Raw genomic sequence first — 26,994 nt, forward strand, 5'->3', positions numbered from 1 at the left:
CCGTAATTGCGCGCTCTTTTTAAAATGCTGAAATTGACCTTGCGTGTATTCATGAATCTTATACATGCCTTTGAATCTTCACCTTACATTCTGACGTTGTCGGAGTCGTATACTCGATATAGTTCACCGAGCCGCAGTAATTTAAATAAGCTTCGTAACGAATCCTAATGGCGGGCAGAGTAATGAAATCCAAGACCCTATCCTTTGGAACCCAACGGCAGTCACTCGTTTCATCCGAGGTGCTTAATTCTCCTCCTTCCGCTTTGCATACAAAATCAAACATAACCTTCGTTGGAACATCGGTTACGCCGTCATACCACTTATGTATTCCTGTGCTTGATACAATGTTAATCAAGTGGCCTACGCTCGCATCTATTCCGCTTTCTTCCTTGATTTCACGAATCACGCCGTCAATCAGATTTTCCCCAACTTCAGTAATTCCGCCAGGGTATACCCATCCATCATCATGCGCTTTTACCAAAAGGATGTTTCCCTTCCCGTCCTCCACAATTCCACCCGCTGATACGATATGTGTTGGAAATCCCACTTTGCAACCTCCCATTATTCGATTTTATTTCTTCTTGGTTCCGGTACGTCTCTGCGATTCCCTTACTCCTTCTTTGTTTATGTGTAATAAACGGATAAAAGGAAGCGAGGAGGGTTTATATGAAAAAAAGAGGGATTGCTTCCGCCTTATTCGACACAAGAAGAACCAATCCGACTTACAACGCGAACCCAGACATTATCGACTCCGCATGTATACTTAACGCCTCTTTACTATCTACCGGAATCGAAAAAACTTCAGTTTGGATTATGGTACAGCAAAAGAGAATATCAATCCGATCCGTCCAAAAAAATTCCGGACCGGGTTTTTCAAGTTTCTGTTTTAAATCAAGAGGGACAATGGTTTGAACAGGATACGGTCATCAAAACTACAGGGGTATTCGATGAATTCCAACGAAGATCAATTGCTATAGATTTAAGTGATCAAGATTCGATAAAAATAACTATCGCTTTAATTGAGCAGGATAAAAACAGATTAACTTCAATCGAGTCATCAAGCTTTAACGTGCACTTAGAATAAAAACGAACTTGAATTCACGACTTCCAATGTGTTTAATTCATTAAGATTGAAATATATTCTTCATCTTTAAGCCTTGTCACCTTACAGTTCTCATGAGATTCAAATTCTACTATTCTCTCTTCGATCGTTTTATTGGTATGATCTTTAAAAATATCTTCTCGATCATAGTGAGGAAAAATAAGCTTGTCGGTTACGCCTAATGCCTTAAAATCCGTTAGATTCACGGCGTTCATCTGTGGAGTGAAGAAATCGACAATGTTAATGTTCGGCCCCAGCAATAACGCTCCCGCACTTACTCCGACTATAATCACATTCTGTGCGGCCAGTTTTTTAATCGTTTCATCAGCACCGCTTTTCTTAGCGTAATACAATAATGTAAATGGATTTCCGCCGTTGATATATATAACATCTCTATGTATAAGAATTTGCGGGTCATCAAATTCTATATCTACAAAATCGATATGCCGAAACCCCATGTCCTTGAATTCTTGCATCGCCCTTTGTGCATATCTATTATTTTCTTTCATAGGGGATCCTGTTGTAATAATAGCGACTCTCAGTCGAGAGATATCTCTATCGATAAAATTCAGAAACTGATTTTTAATATCTTCCGTATAAAAGCCGCAACAGGTTAGTAACAAGCTGCTCATTGAAGTCCTCCATTCTTAAATAGATCCGCGAAAAAAAAAAAAAAAACGATGCAAAAGATCAAACCCTCACGTTCCTGAAATACTCCATCTTGCTATCAATAAATCCGTCATCGAAGTCAGCTCCCCCTATCAGCTCGGATTCCCTAAAACATAAGCCAAAGAGCCACAGCTGCCTGAGTACAACGAATATAGAAACCGCTTCGACATCGTTTTCGCCGAGATCTCTTACGTGTCTGTATCCGTTCAGGAACGCTTCCCAAAGCCTTTCCACTTCATCCTTGTTATGGCCGCTGTGAATTTCTCTCGCTAATCTAAACTCCGCAATATCATAAGCTCTCCACCCATAACCGGAAATATCGAAATCATAATGCGTTAATTTCCCGTCGTCCGTGAAGGCTGCGTTTGTGTTGCCGTGCAAGTCCCCATGACAAACACCCCAATCCAAGCCTTTTTCGATCTTCATCGCTAACCGTTCCTTTAATCCTAAGATTTTTTCGCGAATAAAACGATAATCTTCCGGACGATGTTCCATATGTAATTCGATTAGATTAAGCGGTTTCTCGATCAGAAATTCCAAATCAAGATCCCCTCTTACGTGTTCGCTTCTGAAATTTTCGGTAACTTTATGGATTTCAGCAACGGATTCCCCAAACAAATAGCTATCTTCTACGGTATGGATCGGCTTTTCATTACCTTCCGCAAAACTAAACATAACTCCATATCTTACACCCTCAGCGACAAAAAACTCGTTTATGAAGGTCCCGTCTTTTTTGGCAATCGGTATTGATACGCTTACATCATTCCCATGCAAATCATTCAATAAATCCAGTTCAAAAGCAATCTCCGATTTATTTCTTCGATCCGCACGATAAACTCTAAAGATATATTTACCTGACCCCGTCTCTAAAATATAGGTATCGTTCATGCCTCTAAGGAAGTAATTTAAACGAATAGGTTCTTGAAATTCATAATTGTCTGCAATATGCGACGTTAATGCTTGCTTGGACAAGAGTGAGTATGCAACAGGAAATAAATTCAAATCCGCACCATCCTTTTGACTTTCGGTTTATCCATAACTATACTCTCTTTGGCCAGAATTTTTCTTCTATTTTGTTATCGGATGCAGCATGTCTTCTTGAACTAGCTGACAAACGTTTGTATGGTTTTTCCGTTTTCTATCCGCTCTTCAAAAAGTTCTCCCGCCCGATAGGCAGTGCCCGCAGCGTGAATACCAAGTTAGATGATGTTCATGGCTTCTTCGGTCTTCTATCCCAGCTGCTTTGTTATTCTTTCCGCATTGGATCTCACATACTCGAATTCACTATTCCGTGCTAACTTTAAATATTGTTCAAGTTCTTTCGACTTCATTTGGTACAGCACTTCCAGAGCTGCAATTCTTTGATATTCCAGATTCGTATTCCATGCCATCACGGCTCTTTCTTCGGCATACTTAGATTTGATGTATCCAAGAGCTAATATTGCCCTTCTTCGGACATACTCATCATGATCCTCGGAAAATTCACGGATGATTTCTTCAGCTTCCGAATACTGCGCAGATATTTTTGTGAGGTAATGCGCTAACTGCCATCTCACCTCGGGGTCCGGATGGAATAACCCCTCCTGTGCTAAAAATAGAAGACTTTTGGGCCGTTCGCATAACTTATTAATTAGAATTCCACATTCATGATCCCGTGCGATCATGTATAGTAAATTATTGATCGTTTTTCGAGACCAATACGAGTGTTCCGTAGTTTCTACCAGTTCAGAAAATAGGAAATTCACTATTGCCCAACTCTCGTATTCGGTTTCCCATTCATATTCAGGTTTTTGAGTTTTCGACCATTCCCAAAAATCATTTACTCGTTCATCTAATTTTGTATAAATGTCTTTAGAAGAATCGTGAATGATTCCAGATCGTTCCTTCATCTTGAAACACCTCACAGAAACAGATTCCCGGGAATTTTAGCTAGCGTGACTAAGAATCAGTTTTTTGAATTATATTGATCCAGATCTTGGGCAGCCTTAAAAAAATGCATGAAGTCTTTAATTACGGTTTGATCTTTGCTAATTAAAAGAGTTAACGTGGAGTCCCAACATATGATTTCTATTTCTGCCTTGGGATGTTGAACTGAATTCCCCGGTTAACCAATATCGATCTCCCCCATCCCCTGAACTCTTGCTGAGTTGGTATCGATCCACATAATCAAGAAAACGATCAGGCATCCATTTCAACTCGGGTTCTGTAATCAGCCAGTTGTATTCACGTTGTTTATTTTTAATCGCTTTAAAAATAGGACCAAGAAACGTATAGTATTCAACTTCCTTTGAATTAACTAGAATTGCATTCGCGATCTTCGCCCCTTTCATATCACGTTCCTGTATTCACGAAACGACCTGCCCATAGATCCCCCCAAAGCCGCAACAAAATCATGAGCCTAATCCGACAGCGCTCGCATGATGTTGGATTTCGCCTCTGCCGCAATCGCTTCATTCCCGTCATCGACCGCCTGCATCAAGATCAATACAGGGATGTATACCGCCATCAGCCGCGCCAGCAGCTTCGTTTCCTCGTCCGCGCCTCCGTAAGTTTCGAAAAATACGCCGCGAGCGTAAGCCGGTAAAAAGCTGTAAGCAGCGCTTAAATCGCAGGCCGGATGCCCTAAGCTCAGATCGCCCCAATCAATGATGCCGGAAACGATCCCGTTCTCATTCACCAGCATATTTTTGAAATGAAGATCGCCATGCAGCAGCACATTCACCTCTTCGACGCGGTCCGTTTGCAGCCCGCTCATATACGCTTCGATTACACCGGACTCCTTCGGCGACAAGTGTGCAGCCACCTTCGACAGAAAACTTTCCAATTTCGCTTTGCGCGATAAGATATCCGTCAAGTTTCGATGATCCTGCTGAACTCCGCACTTCAGCGCCGCCTGCACCGGAAACTCATGCAATCTCCGCAAAAATTTCGCCAGCGGTTCTGCCGATAAAGCCCGGCGTTCTTCCGTCAAACCGATGGGGAAATCTCCCGGCACGTAGGCATAACCAAGAAACGGCGCCGGGTATTCGTCACTTGCTTCGCCATAAAACAACGGTTTCGGATAAGGGATGGTTATATAGCTCTCCAGCTTCGGCAGCAGCTTCCCTTCCATACGAATGAAGCCGACTGCAATCGTTCTTCTCGGAAACCGGAACACGTACTCGTCGCCGACGAGGAAAACCGTATTGTCCCAGCCCCAACCTAATCGCTTCACCTGCTTCGATGACAGCTGAGGGAATTGTCTGCCGATCAGCGTCCGCGCCTGCTCTTCGTTAACCTCCCACTCCGCATCCCATACATTCGTTCCTCCCATGAAAGGTCTGCCTCCTCGTTCCTTCCTTTATTTAGACGCTCACATTCCAAAAATCGTTCACACGACTCACCGTATCCAATATCTTTGTATTTCAGTATCATTTACAATTCCCTCTGAATCCAATGTTCCACCATTTCCGAATCGGGATCGGTATCCAAGTCTTCAATGAAGAAGATAGACAAAATAACGCTGGCCTGATCTCCGAACTCTTTGGCAAGAGTTTTTTCCAGCGCTTCATACTCCAATTTCGTTACTTTTTCTTTCAAAGCTAGATCAATAACCATTTTTTCTTTCTTCTTCACCATTTCAACAGCGGTATTCCTATCAAAATCAATGATCTCCTCTGATAGCGGCTCGATTCGTTGTGAAGATCGACAGGCTGTCAACAGCATGAATAAGATGGTATCTGAGGAAATCTACCATCCTGAATCACTTACAATATTTTTATTAATTCTAAATTTGCATAAGTCGTTTCCGAACATTCATGATCTCCATAAATTCCGCTTGCATGATTGAACCCGGATTTAATCCAAAATTTTAAAGCCGGCCAATTTTTCACCGCTACGTTGATCCGAATTTCTTTATACCCCAAAGATGCTATTAGTTCTATAAATTGATTGATGACTTCTTGTCCGAAGCCTTGTTTTTGAATCCTCTTGTCTATATACAAAAATTCAAGATATACAGAATCGGTAGACGGGTAACCGTGATATACACTCAATATTCCTATTATATTTTGGTCTTCTTTATTTCGAATGGTTTAAATTCTGTAATTTTCCAATTTACCGCTCGGAGGTAGGTTGCCTTTAAAGAAACAATCTTTGATATGCTCGGGATTGCAGCTTTGGCCATCCCACTGATTCATATACTTACTTGTTTCATAAAGATCTTGTACCAATGAAATCTCATCTTCTTTTAAATTCGACATCATAAGCCTTTGGGAGTTCCATTTGTCTAAAATAAGTTTCATGATTTTGTCCCTTCTTCGGTTCACCTAACCTAAGATTAATGAATATCGCAAAACACTAGAATGGTTCTCGTTATCTCTATTGCCCTCAGCAACTTTGACTATCTTTCGCTTGAAAAAGTTTCAATATATTCTTCTATAGGCATTATCAGACCGTGGTCATCATCAATATAAATGCCCTTGATAAAGTTATCCTGACTCAATACTTTCTTCATTAGCTCTTTAGATTTATAGATCATCATGATGAAATTAGGGCTTTGAAAAGGAATCTTCTGTAATTCTTCAAACTCGTAATCATTTATAAGGCTTTCAGAAAACTCATAAAAGATATGTTCTTTCCCGTAATCAACTACAAATCTATTATTCTCTATGCTTGAAACCGTATTTTCACCAAAGTGTTTAATTCTATGTATGGAATTGATGTTGAATGTTTCATCACCGATCAGGATTATCCATTGCATATGAAACCCTCCCGCTTGTATTGACGACGTACTGGCCTTTTGGACTCACTGCTTATAATTGTGAAGCTTGCAGCCCATCTAATACAGTGACGCCTCAACGGGCTCAAGAAGCTGACTATGGTCACGCGTTTCTCAGAGCGATCCGGAGCGTCAATATGGCGTTAATTGAAAGAAGTTCTGGAAGCAGCCATTCTATTTAAGGCGTTCTCAAAACAGCGATATCCTTCGTCTGCAATTGCCAGAAACTCTTCAACAGGCACATGGCTATCCAAGTAACAAGCATATAAATATTCCACTAAAGCGGAGTCAATCTCGCAATATTTTAGTATGGCATTCTTCATCGTGATCATGTCATCTTCCCATACCCCTGTATTTTCCAAAACCAAAGAATATAATGCACGAAGTAATCTCTTCGAATAGCCTTTAATAAGTCTAGTTGTCATTGTGCGGTCATTAGCATGCGAAAGTAAACGATGTATGATACGATCTACTTCCTCCTTAGTCTCTGTATTCAAGTCTAAAATGAAATCTGGAGAAATCATGATCGGAGGCACTTTTTCCCCAACGTCATCACCGTATACGCAAACACAGATGATCTTAACCCAAAAGCCCCACTCATTCGGTTTATTCAATACATCGTCAATCGAGCAAATGACCGTATCAATCTTAGTTACTACTGGGTATTCTTCCAACAGCCTATCTTTAATAGCTGACAATTTTTCGTAATCAATATCGTTAGGATTTACGCATACAATAGTAAAGTCTGCATCTGACTGAAAAGGTTTAGCCGTTCCTTTCGGAATCGAGCCGCACATATAAATGCTGTGAATCTTATCTTTAAATTCGGCAAGTAGATGATCGATATACTTATTAACAAAATCTTTATATTCACTTTGTATGACAACTCGATCTATAACTTTTTCCAATATCATATAGACTCCTCCTAAAACAAAAACTTCTTTCGGCTAACGTTCCTGTATTCAAGAACCCTCTTCCCTAATGCAGCGTACTCAAATCGTTCTTTATCTTATTTAGGCTTATGAACGATGCCCTTAAATAAAAACTCCTTTTGATTTTCTCTTATATAGCTTAATATTTTTTCTTCAATATGGCTTTCCGACTGATAAATTCTATGATCCAAATCTTCAAAATCAGCATTATACTCCACTAGTTGGTCCTGCCTCTTTTCTCTGTCCATGTTTGGTTTTCCGCCTAACCGATTTACTGCTTCTAGCAATATCGTATAATAATCTTCAATTCCTATAGCCTTAAAACCGTTTAACGCCTCCTCCCATACTATGCCTGTAGAATTAGAGAAGAATTGATCATGTCCGCCATTGTTCACTTCCGCGAGATACCATTCTATTGCAAATGTATATATTTGAGGGAGGGTGAACTTCTTTAAGTCATCCTTGTATTCCTTTTCTCCATCATAAATATTAACATTCCACCATAACGGTTCAATTATTGCATCGATGTCATTCCCGTTAATGGTTTCTTCAGAAACATTTATTTCGACATCTTCAAAGCCCATAATATTCCCTCCTACTTGTTATTTTTCTTAGGTACTTCTTTTGAACACACGAAGTCAAAGCAAAAGCCGTATCTATCATTATTAGAGTTCACTTCATGAAGATACTCTACATTATTAATATTTCTTGAGCAGTTACATGTACTTCTTCAAGTTCTTCTCCTTTAGTTGGTCTGTATGCAATTCTTTCAAGCTCTTCTTTTAAGTTTTTAATTAATTGAGCAGGCAGCTTCTTTACAAAATATCTCAAACACCATTCTTTCCAAACATCATCTTCACCTGCTAGAACAATGATTACAAACGGAATTGTTTCTTCAGGGACTGTTAATAGTAACTTCGATATTTCTCTAGCAATTGGCCAATTTATATCTTGTAACCACTCTAATAATTCTGGTATTAATTTTATCAGGTCTTGTTTATCCAGATCTTTTAAATCATTTACTCTCTCAAAGTCATTTTTATCTCTTGGCAGCAGATTGAAAAGATCACTCATGTTTTGTATTTCCTTTCTTTTCTAGAAATTATTTCCGATAACGTTCCTGTATTCACGACTCGACGTATGTCGGACCAAGGACGAATGTCCGCAGCGTGAATATTACGTTGGTATTCTCAGTTCATCCCCGACTCGTTCGAGGATGAATTTTTTCTTTATACTGGAGAAAACACTGGGCAGAATAACGCATATTTTGTTGGGACACCGATCCCGTTTTGTAAAGTGTTATAAGCCCTCGCCTTTTGTTCATACCCCGATTCAGCTGGTTGGGCCCAGAGCCCGCATCACCGTGCCAACCTGTGGAGAACGAAAGTGCTGGCCCCAGTGAACATGAAGGAGGTCCTCATGAATCAACCTGTTCTCAGCATTGACGTCGCCAAAGGTAAAAGCGTGGCGGCTGCTTTTCTTTCCTACCACAATTGTCTGTATAAACCGTTTACATTTCATCATTCCCAAGAAGATTTTCAAAGGGTTCTAGCTGTTCTGGAGGAGTTGAAATCCGTTTCCGGTCAAGAGCCTAAAGTCGTTCTTGAAGCGACGGGGAACTATTCGAAACCTCTGGCTTCCTTCTTTGCTGCTCACGGATATTCGGTCGTGCTTCTCAATCCGTTATTAACCCACCAACTAAAGCAAAAGGCAGTACGCAAGGTGAAAACCGATCCTATCGATGCGATGCGGATTGCTCACGTTTTTTACTTGCAAGATCCTCAGCCTCATGTACCGTTGGACGAGACCGTTCAGCAGCTCCGTGTGTTCTGCCGACAATATCAGCATTGGACAGCCTTATACGGCCAGACGCAGCTTCATTTTCGCGCCGTTTTGGATCTCCTTTTTCCGGGTTACGATCAAGCTTTTCAAAAGGTCTGCAACCGCACTTCTTTGGAGCTGCTCTCTCGTTTCCCGACTCCTGCCGAGCTTCTAGCTGCAGATCCGGAAGAGGTTTTGAACCTCCTGCTAAGCAACCGCCGAGGTCGAGCTTGGAACGAAACCAAGCGGCAGCAGCTGCTTGAAATAGCCAGACACAGCCTGCCAGATCTTCATGGCATCGAGGCTCAAAAGGCAGTCCTCAGGTCATATATCCACCTTCTTCAAACGTATCAGGATTGCATGGATGACCTTTTACGATCGATGCAAACCCTCGCCGAATCGATTGAAACTTACGCGCTGCTTCGTACCATTCCAGGGGTAGGACCCTTGACAGCAGCCATGCTTGTTGCTGAAATTGGAGACATAAAAAGGTTCCCTTCCGTGAAGCAGCTAACAGCTTTTGCAGGGCTAGACTCAGCTGTTCACGAATCGGGAACCTTCAAATCCAAGAAGAATCGAATATCGAAACGGGGCTCTTCGTACCTGCGAACAGCGCTTTATCAAGCGACCGTAGCCGGCATTTCCAAGCAGATTCACGGTCCGAGAAATTCGACTCTCTTTCAATTTTATCAGCAAAAACGGGACGAAGGCAAACCGGCAAAAGTCGCCATTGTGGCCGCTTCACATAAGCTTTTACGCATTATTTTTGGCATGTGGAACTCCGGAACGGCCTTTCAAGCTCATTAAGCACTGAAGTTGGATATGGAATCCATTTTTCATCTACCTTCTAAGGTAGGTTTATTTCAGCATGTTCCATTTAGACAGCTCAACGATTGTTTTATGAAAAGGCTTGACTTTGATTAGCTGGTTTATATGCTGCCCCTGTCTTCTTCGATTCCACTAAAGCTTTTAACTACGCTATTTAAGTTTTGTCATTTTTCACGTTTCCGTCTTTAGCAGATTATTTCAATTTTTAATGTATTAGAATTAAATTTTGTTATTGAGAATTCACAAAATTTAAGGAACCCTATTTATTCGGGTTCCCTCTGCTCTTATTTAATTTCCGCATTATAAAAATATTATTAAAATAAATAAAAGAATTAATACAACAATACTAATTGCCGAAGCAACTTTGATATAACGAATCGCTCCTTCTGATGGTTCTGGTTCTTCATTAAACATCCATCTTTTCCCTAATAATAAACTCTCTCTTGGATCAAAAAAGCTCCATACTAATACAGCAAGTAGAGGAATGAAAAAAATAAATACTATAATTTTCTCTGCCATACTTCTCTCCCTTTTGAAAATTATTCAAAACATTTTATCTAATCTATACGCTTTAATACCTTAGTTAGTTTCGTCATACGCTATTCTTCGTTTCTATCTAAATAAAAAAAGTAACGTTACTTGTTTCGAATATGCCTAGCTATCACATATTTTTGTATGAATTGAGTAACGCAAGGTAACAAAAATCGGATTATACTTTTTGTGAAAATTATTTTCTGCTTATTATATAATTCAGGGGTTGCATATAACGTTCCTGTATTCACGACTCGACGTATGTCGGGTGTCCGGCGACTGCCGGACCAAGGACGAATGTCCGCAGCGTGAATATTATGTTATGCGATGCCTTGCTTTCTTGTTTAATTTTCTACTTTCTCGTGATATTTTTGAGTTAATTTCTCTAAGCGTATTTCTCCTTCCTTTAATATTTGGGCATCCTGCCCGTCATATGATATATATTTTTTCTTCTGCATTAAATTTAAAAGCTGTTTTGTTTCATTGTCGTTTTTATTAAGTTCGTCTGAAATATAATCATATGAGAGTTTTCCTTCTTTACTAAGTCTAAGAAGTATCAAATATATAGTATACTTGTGCTCTAAATGCTCTATCTTCTTATATGTATTGCTCGGCCAGAAAATAATGTATTTAAATCTATTGCAAGCTCTCCAAAAAAATCTTAAAGGCTTCACGTTCGAGTATCCGATTCCTCCTGAATCGTTTACTGTCCAAAATGATTTATAATGTTTACCTGTTATCGAGCTCCAAGTAATATACACTTCAATTGGAGATTTCGGTACACCTATCAATTGATAACTCTTCCTTTCATTAATTGCTATTTCAGTTAAGCCGTTAAGTTTTACTACCTTTTCGTATATAAATACCTCCCTCTTATTACTTTCTTTCCGAATTGTAATTTCTTGCTTAGTTTTTACTTCCACGTTTACTGCAACCCCTGGTCCATAATTCTCCAAAGTAAAAAACCAAATATTCATATGCTTACCGACTTGAACATTTGCAGGTTTGATAAAAGATTTGTACGGAGAATGAACTAACCTCCAAGTTGCAACCACGTAAATGATTGTAACCACCAAAGTAAAAAAGGTAATGATAACTGTTACTCCTGAATTTATAATCCCTACTAACGCACTATTGGCATTTATCCAATCTAACATTTCATCTAGTTGACTCATTTATGTATCTCCTTCTGACTTTAGGGTTTCGCATAACGTTCCTGTATTCACGACTCGACGTATGTCGAGTGTCCGGCGAATGCCGGATCAAGGGCGTATGCCCGCAGCGTGAATATTATGTTAGGCGAAGTTATTTATTCTTTAATTATCTTGTACATTTTCTGTTGGTCTTCTTCCTTTATCAAAATTTAAAGAAAACTGTTCTTGTATACCATCAGGCAAAGTACTATATTTCGTAATCCTATCTAAATTCAATAGTTCGCGAACAGGTATAGATCTAAAAAATACCATTGTTAGACCTTTTCTAGAGTTATAGTCCAATTGTATATTCAATTCATTTATATCTTCAGGTAAAGAAATTTTTTCGATTTCGTGCCAGTATAAAGGACTTCCTAACCACCATGTAGTATCTTTCGAATCAATAAAAGTAATTTTTTCTGAATCAGTATCATTAATAAATTTAAAATTTTCATTCCAATTGTCCGTGACTTCATTCACTCCTGTAATTATCGGCCTTACTACAAAGTTATTAAACGGAACTGGAAACCCTACAGAAATAGAATATAAATTTTTTTCTTCTCTAGCTATTCTTAATCTTGACGATATTGCTGCGAGACTAGGCGTTGGTATGTCGCATGAAATGTTACCAACATCAAATATTTCTTCAATCGAGAATAATCCCGCAACTTTTTTTATATTTTTCAAATTATTCAAATAACGAGTGAAGAAATAAAACAAACTTATAATTAAAACTGTTGGAACAAAAATTAATATGTACTCTATAAGGTGTAGGTTTGCAGCTAGTATAAGCAAAAAAATTGACCAAACTATAGAAACTGAAAGTAATGAATGTCTAATCCAATCAATTATTTTCGTAGTATTTTTGTCAGCAGGAGTAATTATATTATTGTATAAATTCACTTTCTGAAATATTAACTTACCTATATTCTCATCTTTATAATTTGAAAAAGAATATGGAAATGAAGCTAATTCCCAATACGTTTCCCTTGCTTTTTGAGCTTTATGCTGACTATTAATTGATACAAAAACTGCAGCAAATCCAACTAGTGTTAATATTCCTAAAGTTATACCAAATAAATATGCAATTATGTCACTCTGATGTACTAAAGTAAAAAAATCTTGTATGGTCTTCATATTTTCTCCTCGATATTAAATAATTTCGCCTAACGTTCCCGTATTCACGACCCGACGTATGTCGGGTATCCGGCGAATGCCGGATCAAGGACGAATGTCCGCAGCGTGAATATTATGTTATAAGATGTCAGCAACCTCTTTGAAAAAGCAATAAAATTGTTTAATCTTTTCTATGTTGCTACCTATCAAAAATCCTTTCCTATACTTTCACTAATTCTTTGTTTTACGGACCTATCAATTATCGCTTGTATGACCGAATTCGTATTTCTCATCCTAATTATTTGAGTGAAATTATAAAATCCAAAATGAATAACTAATTTGCCAACTAGCTCGTCTGCAAAAGAAGACGATATGACTGAAATTCCATCAAAGTTAATAATAATTGGTTTAGAGGTTTCATTATATATATTGAGAATTTCTATCCTAATTCTCTCACCTGATTGTCTTGTACCTGTGCCTGAAGATTTTTCAGATAGTTTGTAGTTTAGATTTCCATTATCATCTTCTAAATTTTCTATATGAAGATTGATAGGCTGATTATATCCTCCTAATGAATCAACTACAGAAATTGTTTTATCAGTATCAATTTGAAAATCTACTATTGTACAACCTTTTTCTTGAGAAATTTTAGGAACCTTTGTGAATATATCTATTTGATTTTTTCTAAGCATATAAGATGCTTTATCAGAAGTAATGAATAATTGACCAGAATTTGATTGCACAATATTATGCAATCCCCATAGCCCATTGCCTTGTCCTATTTTCTTGTCCCTAGTAATTCCTTCCTTTATTGCTTGAGTGATTGCATCGCCTGCATTCCTTGTTGAATATTTTGTATTATACAAAGAGTTGAATATCCCTTGTCCATAATCGAAAATACAAATAGCAATATGCTTAGTGTTTTTATGAATTTGACCCATGATAAATCCATCAGTCACTTTGGAATGTTGCAATACATTATCCATTACTTCATTTATACACCAAGTTAGTCCATCTACTACTCCTTGTTCACATACTATGGATTGCGATATTTCATTAACAAATGCGTTTACAATTTCATTTACATCTTCGGAACTTGAGAACATCCAGATTTGATCCAAACATTTTCTTTTCAATTGAATAATATTCTCTTTAACAGCTAAAGGTTTAAAGAAGTGAGCTTGATTTAAGTAGTCCGGATATACATCGCTAAATTTAAAAGTGATCCCCTCTTCTTGGTAATACTGAATCATCCCACTGATTGGAACACATACATTCGGAAATGCCGATTGAACCTTAGACAAATCAACGTAAACTTCTTTACCTTTATTATTAATTATTTGTCTTAAAAACGAACTTACATGTCTTGGGTGATTCATTTGAGGTATCGAAATAGTATACAATTTATTTCCTCCTTGATTTAAATTGTTGAGATTTGTGCTGATTTCTTATAACGTTCCTGTATTCACGACCCAGCGTATGCTGGGTGTCCGGCGAATGCCGGACCCAGGGCGAACGCCCGCAGCGTGAATATATTGTTAAGTGATGTTCCAGCCTTCATCGAATCACTCACTCAATTTCTTATGTTCTTTATCTCTTATGAACGAAGTAACTTAAATGCCTTTAGATCAATATTAAATTTTCCTTCAGTCAGTACATCAATCCCCAAAAGTCCGTTTATGTTGTGATATTTAAATGAAGTGAAGTCTATGTATACATCTTTTAAAATAAAATCTCCTACCTGTATGCCCTCGATCTTCTTACTAAATGCATGCTCTTTACCTCCAATTCCGTAGCTAGTTATGATTTCATCGTCCATACTCACTTGTATTCCTATCTCATCCACTTCATCTTGTGAAATCAAACTGTGACTAGCTCCGGTATCGATCACAATATTCGATATCACTTTCTTTTGCTTATTAAAATGGACTGTTATTTCCGTAAATAACAGTCCGTCTCTATATTCAATATTCATTTAAAGACTTCTCCTTAATCCTATATTTTTCCGTACTTTCACAACGATTTGATCTTTGGAAGTATGATAAACCAGCGTCTTATCCTTACTATTCAATAATTCGCGCGTAGCTTCTTCATCGCTGATCGGGCCAATCACGGCCACATCATCAATGATTTCTTGATTATCGTTTTCTTCAGAATGAAGAACTTCAAACTTTACGAATTGGTTCGGAAAAATCTGTTGTACTTCTTGCCATTTCATCGTTGTCCCTCCTGTCTTTTGATGGTTATATTATACCATTTCATAAGCCTACAACTCTCACTGGAATTTCACTTAACGTTCCTGTATTCACGACTCGACGCATGTCGAGTGTCCGGCGAATGCCGGATCAAGGACGAATGTCCGTAGCGTGAATATTATGTTATAGGATGTCAGCGCCTTCCTCGATTTAGCCCACTAAAATCATTTATTATCTTCGTTCATCTACTATCCATGAGAATTTACTTGCTATTGCATTTGCAATTTCTAAAATTGACTCCTCTATTTCTATATTCATCTTTTGGGGTATATCTATTTCTATTAAGTTAATCTCTTTTATTCCTTCTAGCGTATAAAAAGCATAACTACCTTCTGATTCAGCTAAAAGACCAGTAGCTATTATCAATTCATCATTAATCATTTTGGAAAACTTCAAATTGCTTATTTTATTAAACTCTAATATTTCAATGAAGAATTTCTCGATTTCAATCGCTTTTATTTTCTTTGTATATTTCTCATCGGAATAAATCATTAAATAATCATATAAAAGAAAATCGGACATATAATCCCTCGTTCTTTCATAAATTTGAAGAAGGTTAGAGTGTCTTTGGATTATTACGATTCTTTGAATATGATTGCGCTGATTTCCTATAACGTCTTATTCCCGAACTTCGTAAATCCCCTTATATCCTGCTCAAATTACGAAATTCGTATTTCCCTCACTTATCGAGGTATTCCCGAACTTTCACCTCCTGGAGCAGTCTGTCTTTATAAACGCTGCTCCGGCGAAAAGTGTTTGCTGCTCCATATAAACTTCGCCAAGTCTTACCATCGTTCCTGCCCTGCCTTTTTCAGTAAAAAAAGCCTCTTCGGGCGCTCGGTGACACTTCCGCTCTTAAGCGGCCTTGTCACCTTATTCCGTCAGAGGCTTCTGCCGATTCCTGCTTTTACCCGACTTGAAGCGGCGGGTGAATAAATTTCGCCAGTGCATTTATAACGGGCTCAAGCGAAGGGCCTTTATCCCCCGATCCCGTCAAATCTGCCGAGAAACCGCCGATAAACCGCTTCCGGATTCAGCAGCTTCGCCGAGTAGTTCTCCACCTCGTCCGTCCGGTCGTCGTCCGTTACGGACAGGAACAGCGTTACGGCCTCCCGCGCGGCGCCGGTGCCGAACAGCTCTTCGTCGTCCAGCCGCCGCAGCGCTTCCGATGCCGTTTCGTAGAAGGCGGCCTGGGACTCTATGCTGTAATCTTCCCGATCGAATAGACGCCGGCTGACCTGCGGCATTTTGCCTTCTGCCAGGTCCCCGTCGCTGTATTCCCATTCGTCCGGCGTCCAGCGCAGTGCGGCAGCGATAGAAGGCGTGTCGATTCCGACTTCGTTTTTGCAATAGTCGATCCGCCGCCGCAGCGCTTCTTCCGTATGGACGCCCAGGTAGACCGAGCCCGCGTGGCTGTCGGTGACGAGCGCAGCCGCGTACAGCGTCTCTCCCGCGATCCGCTTGGACAGTGCCTTAAAGTCGGCGCGCAGCGCTTCTGTCAATTCTTCTTTCCACTCTTCGAACGCAAACGTCATTCTTTCCTGCCTCCGTCAATGAACCTCCCGGTTTCGTCCTTCGGACTTCAGAACCGAGACTGTCCGTTGCTTGTTTTATTCCTTCGCCTCCCCCGCTTAACGGCCGCGGACCGATTCCGTTCATTGTTTGCGGGCTTTGATCACGAAAGTAACGGGAATGGTTTTGGCTCGAAGCGCGAGGCCGCCGCTGCCGTCCGCCTGCCGCAGGATGTCCGGGTCGTTTTCTTCGATCATCTGCTCGATTGCGAAGCCTGCTTTGGCCAGCGCATTGACGTAAGCCGAGATCGGACGGTCGGATAACTTCAGCTCGCCCTGACAGAACTCGGGAGCTACCGGATACCAAGCGTCGTCGAAGTAACTTTTGTTCAAAACGAGTCTGTCTCCCTCTTCAGCCGCTGTTCGATGTATGGGATGGGACCAGCTGAAAATGAACAGGCCGTCTTTTTTTAGATACGAAGCGATTCGCGCAAAAGTCCCTTCGAGATCCGTGGTCCAGCCTATCGCGTAGATCGAATACACAAAGTCGAAATAGTTCGCGGGAATGCCGCAGTCTTGTTCCATAGGCGAGCAGATCAGCTTGGCAGACTGTCCGCGCTCGGCCAGATTCTGCTTTGCCTTTTCCAGCTGTCCTGCCGAAAGGTCCAGACCCCACAGCTCGGAAGCCTGCCGCCCCGCCTGATACAGCAGCGACCGGCCGTTGCCGCAGCCGATTTCCAGCATCTTTTTGCCGGTCACGTCGCCGAACAGCCGGTACTTTTCTTCCGTAATAAAAGATCCGTAAAAAGGCAGCACGACCGGTTCCAAAAATTCGCTGCCCCGGGTGTCCCAGTAAAGTCGGTTCGTTTCGTGAATCTCGGATATGTTCGTCATCATAACCTCCGTCGGAATAGATGATGTTCAGTCAGCGGCGGACGCGGGGTTCTCCCTCAGCCAATTCACCATATGATCGAATAATTCTGCCGAGTATCGATGCCGGCTTTCGCCGCTCGGCAGTTCGCTGGTGATCTTCGTTACGTTGCTCTCGACGTCGACCGAATCGATGAAGCTTACGAGGCCCGGACAAAATGCGTTCAACGCTTGAAAGTATCGCTTCTGCGGTTCGATGAATGTCAAATTCAATTCGAAACCTCTTCTTAAACGGGTGGCGTCATTGGCCTTTCGCTGTCTTAAGTCGGGTTCGGCCGCGGAGAGCAGGAAATACTTGTCGGGAAATCCGATTGCTCTCCGCTCAAGCAGAGGCCGGTAAAAGCGCTCGACGAAGTCCAGACTCTGTCCGCCGAACAGCGTAAAATCAAACGACCAGTTATACCAAAACGGCTGGAACAAATCGATGTCGATGATCGCGAGTCCGTCCCGGTCCCTCTCCGCGGCCAGGCTCCACCGATCGGCCTGACGCTCGAAAAACCATTCCGGATATTCCGGCTCGGGTTTATTCCAGCAGGCCGCAACTTCCTGGATATGCAGCGCTCCCGTTTGCCGGGCAAGCGCGCTCGAAGTCGTCGTTTTGCCCGCCGCGCTCGCCCCTTCGATGCTGATGATCGTCATATTGAGCTGCCTCCTTTCCGTTCGCCTGCTTCGCTTTCCGCAAAGCGCCTCGACTTCCAGTATATCTCTGATTAGCCGGCAAGGAAAACGGAATCTCAAAGTTTGTCGTCGGGAACGGCAAAAGCCCGGCCTCAAAAGAGGCCGGGCCGCTTCGCGCGTCCGCACTGCTGCCGACGCAGGGCGAAGGAAGCGCCGCATATGGCGGAACTTGCGCAATTCGCGTTCTTACCACGAAACGGTAACGATCGTCGTCGTCGAATCGAGTTTCCCGTTTACCCGTTCCGACTTCGTCGCCATGATTTTATTCCCCGACGGGCTCCATTTCATCTGATCGCCCGCGTCCGCCAGATCCGGAGAGAGCAGAAACGACTCGCCGGTGGAAGCGTCCGCGATATAGAAGCCCGCTTTATCCGATCCCCCGCCGGAATAGATCGTATAAGCCAGGCTTTTGCCGTCCGGCGACCAGCCCATTCCGAAAAAGCCTTTGTCTTCCGCCAGCGTCTTGATTTCTTTGCCGCCCGGCTCCGCGAGCTGAAGTTCTTCCTTCGCGTCGCCGACCCGTCTCACGACGGCAAGCCGGGTATCGTCCGGCGACGGCACCAGGGCGGTGATCGGGCTGCCGATTAACGAGTGGATTCCTGTCTGCCTATCGTAAACGTACATGCCCCAATCCGTGTCCGACAGCCCGTAATAGATGCGTCCATCGGATGCGGCTTTCAGCGAACCGGCGAGGATCATTTTTCCGTCCGCTTGGGCGATGCGCGTCTCCGTTCCCGCCAGATCCGCCATGTATAGACCCGCATCTCCTTGTTTGGCGTAAACGACGTGTTCGCGATCCAGCCAGCCCGCATCGAGCGACGAGACGCTCTCTCCGCCTGCCGCGCCTTTGATCCGGGTCAGCTTGCGGCTGTCCATGTCCAGCAGGTAGGGGATGCCGTCCAGACCGCTGTCATTGATCAAAAACAGAGTTTTTCCGTCCGGCGACAGCAGCGGCGCTCCCCAACTTTTGCCGTCTCCTCCGTGCAGCAGCTCGTCTTCTCCGGCGGTCAAGTCGCGAATGTACAAGCTGTACGGCTGCATCTGCGTCTCGCCGATCCATACTTTTTCCGCATTCGGATCGGGCTTTCTCACCACAATATGATTATCGTCCAGCCAGATGCCGCCCAACGTATGCTGCATTTCGTCGATTTTTTCCAGCTTGAGGCCGGAGTAGACCGATTGGTTCGGGTTATCTTTGACCGTGACGGACGGGGCTGTCGAAGCTTGAGAGGCGCTCGGCGCCGGGGTTGTCTCCGGTTCCGCACCGCCTTTGACCTGAACGGCGCCTTCGTCTTCGCATCCGCCCAGCAGCCCGATCGCAAGCAGGCCTCCCAGCAGCGCGGACGCGCACCGGACTTTTTTGACGCCGTTTTTTTTCGTTTCGGTGTTCATCTGAATCGTCCTCCCCTTTATGCTTCTCTCCATCATAACCGGGAATTACGTCCAACTTATTTCAAAACCGCCGCTTGCGATTCTTATCGCGTCAGGCGCTGCGGCGGTGCCGGAAAGTCCAGCTCGAACGCCGTCTCTTCTTCCTGCCGTTCCAGCAGACGGATATTCCCGCCCTGCGCTTCCATCAGGCGCTTTACGAGCGACAAGCCGAGCCCGCTACCTCCCGTCAGCCGAGCCCGGTCTTTGCTCACCGTGTAAAAAGGCTCGAAAATCCGGCTTCGCGACTCCTCCGGGATCGACAGCCCCGTATTGATGACGCGCAGCCGCGTTCCGCCGCCTTCCGGCCCGCCTTCGATCCGCACCCGGCCGCCCGGACGGTTGTACTTGATCGCGTTGTCCAGCAAATTTGTAAAGACGTGCATGAAGCTTTCGGGATCGCACCAGATGACGGCCGGCAACACGTCGACTTCGAGCGAGACGCCGAACTGCTCGGCCTTCCCCTTCATCCGCCCGGCCGCGTCGTTCACCGCCGCGATTACCTCCAGCTCCGACGCCTCGAGCTCGAAATCGTAGCGCTCCAGCGCGGAGAGCCGCAGCACCTTTTCGACCATCTCGTACAGCCGCTGCGCTTCCTTGCTTATGCTCCCGCGCGCCTCCTCCAGAAGCTGCGGATCGTCGCCGTACATCTCCAGCAGTTCCGTATAGGCTTTGATCGTGGTCAGCGGCGTTTTGAATTCGTGGCTGATGTTCCCGATGTAACGTTTCTGCTGGTTCTCCAGCGCCTGAAGCCGTTCGACGGCCTGCGCCAGCTTGCTCCGCTCGTCTTCGAGGCGCGCGATATTGCCCTGAATTTCGCCGCTCATGTAGGCGATGCCTCGTCCGAGCTCACCCAGTTCGTCCCGGCGCTTGAGCGGCTCTTCGCTCAGGAAGCGGCCTCGGCGGATCGAATCTGCGGAAGCTTTAAGCTTGAGGATCGCGGCCGCGAAACGGCTGTAATACAGATAGCCCAGCAAAAAAGCCGCCAGCGCCACCGCTCCGCCGACAAGCAGAAACAAGCGGCGAATGGCGGCGTAAAAGGTCAGATAGCTGCCGATCGGATAATCGAAGCGTATCGCTCCGATCTGTCCCTCCGGCCCTTCCACCGGCGCGAAATACAGCAGGCGGTCCGCCTTCTCTCCCTGCCGGAAATAAGCGATGCGCCCCGTCAGCGCGTAATCCAGCGACTCCTTCTCGGCGGCCGTCAGCTCTCGCCGCTCGCCGGGCGCCGAACGGACGGAAGATCCCAGCGGCACGCGGCCTTCGGCGTACAGCGTCACCGGCATCCCGGTCAGATCGGCCAGCTCGCTCGCCAGCCGTACCCCTTCCCGGTTATAGAAGACAGAAGCGTCGACCTGCGGCGTCTCGGTATAATATTCCTGGCGCAGCCGCAGATTGGCCAGCTGCGTCTGCCGAGCCAGCACGTCTTCGATCTGCGCCGCCTGATTGTCCCGAATGCCGCGCAGTACCAGCACGCTCAGCAGCCCGATGCTCAGGACGAGCAGAACCGCCAGAAACAGCGTGAATTTCAGCCGGATGCCGACTTTCATCGGGGATCTCCGCCGGCCGGAGCCATCGCTTTGTAACCGACCCCGTATACCGTCTGCAGCAGGCCTTGATGCTCTTCGCCCAACTTCTTGCGCAGCCGCTGCACATGGATGTCCACCGTGCGCGTGCCGCCGACATAGTCCATGCTCCATACCCGGTCGAGCAGATCGTCGCGCGTGAATACGCGGGCCGGTCTCGATATCAGCAGCGCCAGCAGGTCGAATTCCTTCGGCGTCAGTTCCAGCTCCGAGCCGTTCAGTTCGGCCGAGCGATGCGAAAGGCGGATGCGCAGCGGGCCCAGTTCGATCCGATCGCGCGCCTCTTCCGCGGCGGACGCAGCTTCGGCGGGTTCGCCGTCCCCGCTTTTGTCCAACCGGCGCATCAGCGCTTTCACCCGGGCGAGCACCTCGCGAATCTCGAACGGCTTGGTCATATAATCGTCCGCGCCGAGCTCCAACCCGACGATCTTGTCCACGATATCATTCTTGACAGTGAGCAGAATGATGCCGATTCCGCTGCGGCTTTGCAGCCGCCGGGCGACTTCGTAACCGTCCATTTTCGGCATCATCACGTCGAGCACGACTACCGAAGGAGCGAACGACTCCACCTTGCGCAGCGCCTCTTCGCCGTCGGCGGCCGTCTCGGTCTCGTAGCCTTCCCGTTTCAGCGCATAGACAAGCGCGCTGCGGATTCCCGGCTCGTCGTCCACGACCAATACTTTTTTGCCCATTCCGGCTCCTCCCGTCTGCCTGATTCTCTCTTTCATTAAACAACATCCCGCGCCAAACGCCAAAACGCCTTTTCCGAACGCCCGAGCCCGCGATGACGAAGCGTCTTTTTTCGCGAAAAGGGAAGCCAAACAGCCGCAGCGGACGCTCCTGCGCCCGCTGCGGCTGTGCAATCGAATGATCAAAATTTTTCGTGCGGCTCGCAGACGTCGTCGGCCACGACCCGATCCTTACCCGAGCGCTTCGCGACGTAAAGCCTGCGGTCCGCGACGGCCAGCAGTTCCGTTCGGCTGATCGGGGCGCCGTGCACCGTATGTACCCCTATGCTCGCCGTTACGGGAAGAGCGCCGGTGATCGGACTCCAATCGGCGCTGCGGATCGCCCGGCACATCCGCTCCGCCAGCTCCCGCCCCTGCTTCTCGTCGGTACGGGGGAACACGGCAATAAATTCTTCCCCGCCCATTCTTGCCACCACAGCCGGTTCCGCCGCGGCCACCGACAAAATCTTGGCTATGTTGATGAGCACCGTATCGCCGACGACGTGCGACAGCGTATCGTTGATCCGCTTAAAGGAATCGAGATCGATAATCGCCAGCGTCAGCGGCTCGCCGTTCACTTGGGATTCCGTCAGCAGATCATCCAAATAGCCGTCGATAAAACGTCGGTTCCGCAGACCGGTCAGCGGATCGCGCAGCGCCATTTCCCGGAAATGCTCGCTGCTTTTTCGCGCTTCCTCCGCTTCGAATACGGCCTGGAAGATGCGGGCTTTGGCTTCGCGCTCCGCCGAGCGCAGCGCTTCGGCCTCGGCATGATACAGCAGATGCTCCTCGTAAGCTTCCTTGTAGCGTCCCGCCGCGGCATGCAGCTCCGATTGTCGCAGCCGGACCTGTACGGACAACCGGGATAATCCGTGATCGTCGCACAGATGGCGGGCTTCGTCGAGCATGGCCTGCGCTTCGTCCAGCTTGCCCTGCATCAATTGAGCCTGCGCGACGGTCAGCATGCATTCCGGCAGCGAGGCCAGCTCGCTGAGACGGCGTTCGGAAGGCTCGGTGATGACGGGCAGCAGCGTACGCTCGGCTTCCTCCGGGTGTCCCAGCAGGATCTCGCCCTTCGCGATCGTATCGAGCTGCATCGCGATCAGCGGAAACCCGTGCTTTTCGGACAGCTGCCGGATCTGGGCAATCAGCTCGGCGGCCTTCTCCAGATCGCCCAAATCGTAATACGTGAACGCCATATTGTTCAGCGCGAACAGCTCGAACTGCACGTCTCCGGTCGCGTTCGCGATCTCCAGCACTTCGTCGAAACGCTGCTTCGCGTCTTCGTAAGAACCCGCTTCGTCCAGCGCCAGCGCCAGCATCATCAGATGGTCCGCGCGGGTCGCGGGGGCGACGCCGGAGGGCAGATGCTTAAGGCCGCGCAGCGAATGCTCCAGCGAGCTGTCGTCATCGCCCAAGCGGCGGAAGAAACTCCCCAGCAGCCGGTGGCTTCTGGCCAAGACATGCGCTTCGTCGTTCTCGGCGGCCCACGCGTTGATCTCCCGGATCATGCGTCCGCTTTCCGCGATCTGAGCTTGGCGCCCCAGCACGTCGGCATGAATAAGCCGCGTGCGTTGAATCAGGTCTTCCCTGCCGATCCGCGCTGCGGCGCTGAGCGCCTGCTGAACCGGAACGATCGCCGCGTTGATATCACGGTAAGGCAGAATTTCCAGCAGGTCGAGCACCCGGGCAAAATCTTCCGGCGTGCAGCCGCCCGAGTCAAATTTGCGGGCAAGCGCGCTCCAATCCGGCTGTTTGAATTGTGCGCCCTTCTTATATACATGTTGATCCGGCAAGGTTCTCCCCCCATGACAGCAGCAATTTCCGTACGAATAACCGCGGAGTTCCCCGCACAAAATTCCTAAGTATACCATATACTAAAGTTACTTGGCGTTAAAATCAATGGTTTTATCCATAGTTTAGCCTAGAATATAGGAAAAAAGACCGAATGAAGGATGCTTCCTCCCCGGTCCTTTTCATAGTCAGCGCTGAGCCAATATGTCCAGCAGCGTTCCCGGCAGGCGGAACTGCTGTCCGTTAATATGAATGGTCTTCAGCAGCTCCCCTCCTTCCGCATCGTGCGCATCCTTAATCGCCTGCACTTCGTGCTGAAGACGTTCCATCTGCAGATCGAGCGAGCTGGCGGAATCGGAGGCCGCCTTGAGCTCGGCCAGCAGCTCTTCGGGCACGTCCTGATTGTATTTGTAAAAAATCTTATGCTCGAGGCTTGCCCAAAAATCCATCGCGATCGTGCGGATCTGAAGCTCGACGCATACATGCTCCGTCCGGTCGGACAGGAACACCGGCACTTCGATCAGAAGATGGAGGCTGCGATATCCGTTGGGCTTGGGATTGGCGATATAATCTTTGATCTCCAGTACCTTGAGATCGTCCTGCTGCTGCAGCATCTCGCGGACCTTATAAATGTCGGAGATAAACGAGCAGGTAATGCGGAGTCCCGCTATGTCTCGGATATTTCGCTTGATGGACTCCAAGGAAATATCATGCTGCTTGCGCAGCAGCTTATTGACGATGCTTTCCGGCGATTTCAAGCGCGATTTCGTATGTTCGATCGGGCTGTAATCGTGCAGCGTCTGGAACTCCTGCTTCAAAATGTCGATTTTGGTCTCCATCTCGTCGAGCGCAAACTTGTACGTCATCATAAAGCGCGTCACTTCTTCGCGAAACGACTTAAGCTGCTCCATCGGCACGATTCGTTCATTCAAATCCAAAGCGTTGTTTTCCATGAAATTCGTTTCCGTTCCTCTCTGCAGGGGGCGCCGGACCGGGAAGTCCGTCACCCGTCAAATATTCGTCGGCTGCGGTATTGACGCAAACGAAGAGTCGGCCCCCGCCTCGGTTTCCTCCTGAGTTTCAGGGTTTTTGTCCCGCCGAAGCTTCCGAATCCGGTCCTCGTGACAAGCAGGCGAGTTTGCGTATACCTTGAATATCGGTCACTTTAAGTATAGAGGTTACCCTGCAGTTTTACAAATTGCGAAACGGCGCGTTTTTCGTTCAAATATCCTGTTTGGCATACAATTTCAGCGACAAGAACACGGATGCACCGAGCAAGACGACGAGCGCCAGGCAGACCGTGCCCCATATCATCCCGGCTCCCTGCACGCTGCCGCCGAGCCATCGCTGCAGAAGATCGGAACGCTGCGACAGAGCGCCCAGCGTGCTGCTTCCGATCGCCACGATCATGATAAAAACGAGACGAACGATCTGCATCCCCTTGGGACCGAGCCAGAAGTAAAGAGGCAGGTACAGGGACGCGACCGCCACATTGATGGCAATCACCAAAGCGATTTCCGTCAGCCGAAACGAACCCGCATCCAGGTTCAGCAAAGCCGCTCCTCCTTGGAGGACGGCGGCGAACAAAAGGCCGATCAGCGTAAACGGCGCCAGGCTGGCGTACTTCGACAGCACGACCTGCGTCCTGCTGACCGGCAGGCTGGCGGTGAAGCGCGGATTCGTGTTTTGCATATCGAACGTGCACGACGTAATCAGCATGAAGATGGCCGGAACGGTTACATAGACGAGCAGCGTTCCGATCTGCGCCCACGCCATGTACAGGAAAAACGGAAGCAGGAGCAGCATATACCGGTAAACCAACAGAATATCTTTGCGAATCAAATACACGACGCTAAGCATGAACCCGCACTCCTTCCCTTTTGGCCGTAAAGTACACGATTTCTTCCAGCGTCGGACGCTCGATCAAAGCCATATTCCCGAATGTCCGCTCGGCGCGTTCCCGGTCGCTCATCAATCCTTCGAACCCTACACCCGTTTCCCGAAGGCCCAGAAAAAGCGTCCGGACGTCGGCATCCAGCAGTTCCGTTCCGCCTTTCACCAATACATGCCGCTCCAGCACTTCGTCTTTGCTCTCCTCGAACACAAGCTTGCCTCTGTTGACGAATACGAGATAATCGGCAATCCGGTCAAGATCGCTTGTGATATGGCTGGAAAACAAAATCGTGCGCTCCTCGTCCTGCATCTGTTCGGTCAGCAGATCCAGCAGTTCCCTGCGAAATACCGGATCAAGGCCCGAAGTCGGCTCGTCCATGACCAGCAGTTCCGCGGCATGCGACAAAGCCACCGCCAGAGAGAACTTCATCTTCATCCCTTTCGACAGTTCTTTGATTTTTTTGTTTTCCGGCAGTTCGAAGCGGTGCAAATAATTTCCGAACAGTTCGCTGTCCCAATTTTTATAAAACGGCGCGATAATCTTCGTCATTTTTTTCAACGTCAAATGTTCGTAAAAGTAATTCTCGTCCGATACGTAGCCGATCCGCTCCCGCAGCTGTGCCGCGTCCCGATCCAATCGCTGCCCGAAAAGCTCGATCTGTCCCCCGTCGGGCCGCGACATCTGCATCATCATCCGAATCAGCGTGCTTTTGCCCGAACCGTTAGGTCCGATGAGGCCGGTGATAAATCCTTTGCGCACCGCAAAGCTGACCCCGTCCAATCGAAATCCGCCGTAGCTTTTGCTCACTTCCTCGACTTTTACCGCATTCATGCTTGCTCATCCTCCTCGTATACCGTTTCGAGCAGCTCGAACAGCTCGCGCTTGTCCAGTCCCAGCATGCGGCTCTCGGCCGCCGCTTCCGCCAATTTCTCCTCGAGCGCCTTCAAACGGCGCTCCCGCAAAAATTCCCGGTTGACGCCCGAGACGAACGATCCCCTGCCCACCATCGAATCGATCAGTCTTTCGCGCTCCAGTTCTTCGTAAGCCCGTTTGGTGGTAATCACGCTGATCTGCAGATCCTTCGCCAGCTGACGGATCGAAGGGAGCGGAGTTCCGGGTTCCAATTCCCCGTTCAGGATCAACTGCCGGATCTGCGAGACGATCTGGGCATAAATCGGTTCCCCGGACGAATTGGAAATCAAAATGTTCATGTCTCGCCTCCTGCGCCGCATCGAATCG

31 protein-coding genes are annotated in these 26,994 nt (G+C 46.3%); 2 read left to right on the forward strand and 29 right to left on the reverse strand.

Features of this window, described 5'->3' with window-relative positions; genetic code table 11:
• Positions 1 to 58: 58 nt before the first annotated feature.
• The 11 genes from GYN08_RS20635 to GYN08_RS20685 all read right to left on the reverse strand — a co-directional run bounded on the left by GYN08_RS20635 (position 59) and on the right by GYN08_RS20685 (position 8,536).
• Positions 59 to 547, reverse strand: a complete 489-nt coding sequence (locus GYN08_RS20635) for an NUDIX hydrolase (RefSeq protein WP_166278586.1) — start codon at positions 545 to 547, stop codon at positions 59 to 61.
• Between the two features lie 569 nt (positions 548 to 1,116).
• The gene (locus tag GYN08_RS20640) at positions 1,117 to 1,734 is read right to left on the reverse strand and encodes a Type 1 glutamine amidotransferase-like domain-containing protein (RefSeq protein WP_166278589.1); all 618 of its coding nucleotides are present in this window, start codon (positions 1,732 to 1,734) and stop codon (positions 1,117 to 1,119) included.
• A gap of 58 nt (positions 1,735 to 1,792) precedes the next feature.
• The gene (locus GYN08_RS20645) at positions 1,793 to 2,773 is read right to left on the reverse strand and encodes a phosphotransferase (protein WP_166278592.1); all 981 of its coding nucleotides are present in this window, start codon (positions 2,771 to 2,773) and stop codon (positions 1,793 to 1,795) included.
• A 227-nt stretch (positions 2,774 to 3,000) separates the two neighbouring features.
• Positions 3,001 to 3,660, reverse strand: a complete 660-nt coding sequence (locus GYN08_RS20650; RefSeq protein WP_166278595.1) for a HEAT repeat domain-containing protein — start codon at positions 3,658 to 3,660, stop codon at positions 3,001 to 3,003.
• A gap of 509 nt (positions 3,661 to 4,169) precedes the next feature.
• The gene (locus tag GYN08_RS20655; RefSeq protein ID WP_166278598.1) at positions 4,170 to 5,084 is read right to left on the reverse strand and encodes a phosphotransferase; all 915 of its coding nucleotides are present in this window, start codon (positions 5,082 to 5,084) and stop codon (positions 4,170 to 4,172) included.
• 101 nt (positions 5,085 to 5,185) lie between these two features.
• Positions 5,186 to 5,476, reverse strand: a complete 291-nt coding sequence (locus tag GYN08_RS20660) for a hypothetical protein (RefSeq protein WP_166278601.1) — start codon at positions 5,474 to 5,476, stop codon at positions 5,186 to 5,188.
• 41 nt (positions 5,477 to 5,517) lie between these two features.
• Positions 5,518 to 5,841, reverse strand: a complete 324-nt coding sequence (locus tag GYN08_RS23855) for a GNAT family N-acetyltransferase (RefSeq protein ID WP_328802990.1) — start codon at positions 5,839 to 5,841, stop codon at positions 5,518 to 5,520.
• 311 nt (positions 5,842 to 6,152) lie between these two features.
• Positions 6,153 to 6,512 (reverse strand): hypothetical protein, encoded by a 360-nt coding sequence (locus GYN08_RS20670; protein WP_166278604.1) that lies wholly within the window; start codon positions 6,510 to 6,512, stop codon positions 6,153 to 6,155.
• A gap of 161 nt (positions 6,513 to 6,673) precedes the next feature.
• Entirely contained in the window at positions 6,674 to 7,444 is a 771-nt protein-coding gene (locus GYN08_RS20675; protein ID WP_166278607.1) for a nucleotidyltransferase domain-containing protein, read from the reverse strand.
• Positions 7,445 to 7,539: 95 nt separating this feature from the next.
• Positions 7,540 to 8,046 (reverse strand): DMP19 family protein, encoded by a 507-nt coding sequence (locus GYN08_RS20680; RefSeq protein ID WP_166278610.1) that lies wholly within the window; start codon positions 8,044 to 8,046, stop codon positions 7,540 to 7,542.
• A gap of 106 nt (positions 8,047 to 8,152) precedes the next feature.
• Complete coding sequence (locus GYN08_RS20685) at positions 8,153 to 8,536, reverse strand: DUF5071 domain-containing protein (RefSeq protein ID WP_166278614.1); 384 nt, start codon at positions 8,534 to 8,536, stop codon at positions 8,153 to 8,155.
• 345 nt (positions 8,537 to 8,881) lie between these two features.
• Between GYN08_RS20685 and GYN08_RS20690 the strand changes: the two genes are divergently transcribed.
• Positions 8,882 to 10,090 carry an IS110 family RNA-guided transposase gene (locus GYN08_RS20690; RefSeq protein WP_166278617.1) on the forward strand — a complete coding sequence of 403 codons (1,209 nt, stop codon included), beginning with the start codon at positions 8,882 to 8,884 and terminating at the stop codon, positions 10,088 to 10,090.
• A 321-nt stretch (positions 10,091 to 10,411) separates the two neighbouring features.
• On the opposite strand, the gene GYN08_RS20695 is transcribed toward GYN08_RS20690, so the two are convergent.
• The 7 genes from GYN08_RS20695 to GYN08_RS20725 form a co-directional block, all read right to left on the reverse strand.
• Positions 10,412 to 10,630 carry a hypothetical protein gene (locus GYN08_RS20695; protein WP_166278620.1) on the reverse strand — a complete coding sequence of 73 codons (219 nt, stop codon included), beginning with the start codon at positions 10,628 to 10,630 and terminating at the stop codon, positions 10,412 to 10,414.
• A 356-nt stretch (positions 10,631 to 10,986) separates the two neighbouring features.
• Complete coding sequence (locus tag GYN08_RS20700) at positions 10,987 to 11,817, reverse strand: hypothetical protein (RefSeq protein WP_166278623.1); 831 nt, start codon at positions 11,815 to 11,817, stop codon at positions 10,987 to 10,989.
• A 141-nt stretch (positions 11,818 to 11,958) separates the two neighbouring features.
• Positions 11,959 to 12,972 carry a hypothetical protein gene (locus GYN08_RS20705; RefSeq protein WP_166278626.1) on the reverse strand — a complete coding sequence of 338 codons (1,014 nt, stop codon included), beginning with the start codon at positions 12,970 to 12,972 and terminating at the stop codon, positions 11,959 to 11,961.
• A 185-nt stretch (positions 12,973 to 13,157) separates the two neighbouring features.
• Positions 13,158 to 14,354, reverse strand: coding sequence for an STAS-like domain-containing protein (locus tag GYN08_RS20710; protein ID WP_166278629.1), 1,197 nt, complete (start codon positions 14,352 to 14,354; stop codon positions 13,158 to 13,160).
• 194 nt (positions 14,355 to 14,548) lie between these two features.
• Positions 14,549 to 14,926 (reverse strand): retropepsin-like aspartic protease, encoded by a 378-nt coding sequence (locus GYN08_RS20715; RefSeq protein WP_166278632.1) that lies wholly within the window; start codon positions 14,924 to 14,926, stop codon positions 14,549 to 14,551.
• Complete coding sequence (locus tag GYN08_RS20720) at positions 14,927 to 15,169, reverse strand: hypothetical protein (RefSeq protein WP_166278635.1); 243 nt, start codon at positions 15,167 to 15,169, stop codon at positions 14,927 to 14,929.
• Positions 15,170 to 15,377: 208 nt separating this feature from the next.
• Positions 15,378 to 15,728, reverse strand: a complete 351-nt coding sequence (locus GYN08_RS20725; protein ID WP_166278638.1) for a hypothetical protein — start codon at positions 15,726 to 15,728, stop codon at positions 15,378 to 15,380.
• 45 nt (positions 15,729 to 15,773) lie between these two features.
• On the opposite strand from GYN08_RS20725, the gene GYN08_RS20730 reads away from it, so the two are divergent.
• Positions 15,774 to 16,142, forward strand: coding sequence for a hypothetical protein (locus GYN08_RS20730; protein WP_166278641.1), 369 nt, complete (start codon positions 15,774 to 15,776; stop codon positions 16,140 to 16,142).
• Between the two features lie 41 nt (positions 16,143 to 16,183).
• On the opposite strand, the gene GYN08_RS20735 is transcribed toward GYN08_RS20730, so the two are convergent.
• The 11 genes from GYN08_RS20735 to GYN08_RS20785 all read right to left on the reverse strand — a co-directional run bounded on the left by GYN08_RS20735 (position 16,184) and on the right by GYN08_RS20785 (position 26,966).
• The gene (locus GYN08_RS20735; protein WP_166278644.1) at positions 16,184 to 16,741 is read right to left on the reverse strand and encodes a DUF4303 domain-containing protein; all 558 of its coding nucleotides are present in this window, start codon (positions 16,739 to 16,741) and stop codon (positions 16,184 to 16,186) included.
• Positions 16,742 to 16,861: 120 nt separating this feature from the next.
• Positions 16,862 to 17,611 (reverse strand): class I SAM-dependent methyltransferase, encoded by a 750-nt coding sequence (locus tag GYN08_RS20740; RefSeq protein WP_166278647.1) that lies wholly within the window; start codon positions 17,609 to 17,611, stop codon positions 16,862 to 16,864.
• Between the two features lie 27 nt (positions 17,612 to 17,638).
• Positions 17,639 to 18,286 (reverse strand): ATP-binding protein, encoded by a 648-nt coding sequence (locus tag GYN08_RS20745; RefSeq protein WP_166278650.1) that lies wholly within the window; start codon positions 18,284 to 18,286, stop codon positions 17,639 to 17,641.
• 225 nt (positions 18,287 to 18,511) lie between these two features.
• The gene (locus GYN08_RS20750; RefSeq protein ID WP_166278654.1) at positions 18,512 to 19,717 is read right to left on the reverse strand and encodes a TolB family protein; all 1,206 of its coding nucleotides are present in this window, start codon (positions 19,715 to 19,717) and stop codon (positions 18,512 to 18,514) included.
• Positions 19,718 to 19,800: 83 nt separating this feature from the next.
• Positions 19,801 to 21,303: a sensor histidine kinase gene (locus GYN08_RS20755; RefSeq protein WP_166278657.1), complete on the reverse strand. Its 1,503-nt coding sequence runs from the start codon at positions 21,301 to 21,303 to the stop codon at positions 19,801 to 19,803.
• Positions 21,300 to 22,031: a response regulator transcription factor gene (locus tag GYN08_RS20760; protein ID WP_166278660.1), complete on the reverse strand. Its 732-nt coding sequence runs from the start codon at positions 22,029 to 22,031 to the stop codon at positions 21,300 to 21,302. The genes GYN08_RS20755 and GYN08_RS20760 overlap by 4 nt, the downstream gene beginning before the upstream one ends.
• A gap of 179 nt (positions 22,032 to 22,210) precedes the next feature.
• Positions 22,211 to 23,863 (reverse strand): tetratricopeptide repeat-containing diguanylate cyclase, encoded by a 1,653-nt coding sequence (locus GYN08_RS20765; RefSeq protein WP_166278663.1) that lies wholly within the window; start codon positions 23,861 to 23,863, stop codon positions 22,211 to 22,213.
• Positions 23,864 to 24,049: 186 nt separating this feature from the next.
• Positions 24,050 to 24,814, reverse strand: a complete 765-nt coding sequence (locus GYN08_RS20770) for a GTP pyrophosphokinase (RefSeq protein WP_166278666.1) — start codon at positions 24,812 to 24,814, stop codon at positions 24,050 to 24,052.
• Positions 24,815 to 25,082: 268 nt separating this feature from the next.
• The gene (locus GYN08_RS20775) at positions 25,083 to 25,721 is read right to left on the reverse strand and encodes an ABC-2 transporter permease (protein ID WP_166278669.1); all 639 of its coding nucleotides are present in this window, start codon (positions 25,719 to 25,721) and stop codon (positions 25,083 to 25,085) included.
• Positions 25,714 to 26,586, reverse strand: coding sequence for an ABC transporter ATP-binding protein (locus GYN08_RS20780; protein ID WP_166278672.1), 873 nt, complete (start codon positions 26,584 to 26,586; stop codon positions 25,714 to 25,716). Before GYN08_RS20780 ends, GYN08_RS20775 begins: the two co-directional genes overlap by 8 nt.
• The gene (locus GYN08_RS20785) at positions 26,583 to 26,966 is read right to left on the reverse strand and encodes a GntR family transcriptional regulator (RefSeq protein WP_166278675.1); all 384 of its coding nucleotides are present in this window, start codon (positions 26,964 to 26,966) and stop codon (positions 26,583 to 26,585) included. Before GYN08_RS20785 ends, GYN08_RS20780 begins: the two co-directional genes overlap by 4 nt.
• Positions 26,967 to 26,994: the final 28 nt, after the last annotated feature.

The sequence above is a fragment of the Saccharibacillus alkalitolerans genome, assembly GCF_011090185.1.
GTDB lineage: Bacteria > Bacillota > Bacilli > Paenibacillales > Paenibacillaceae > Saccharibacillus > Saccharibacillus alkalitolerans.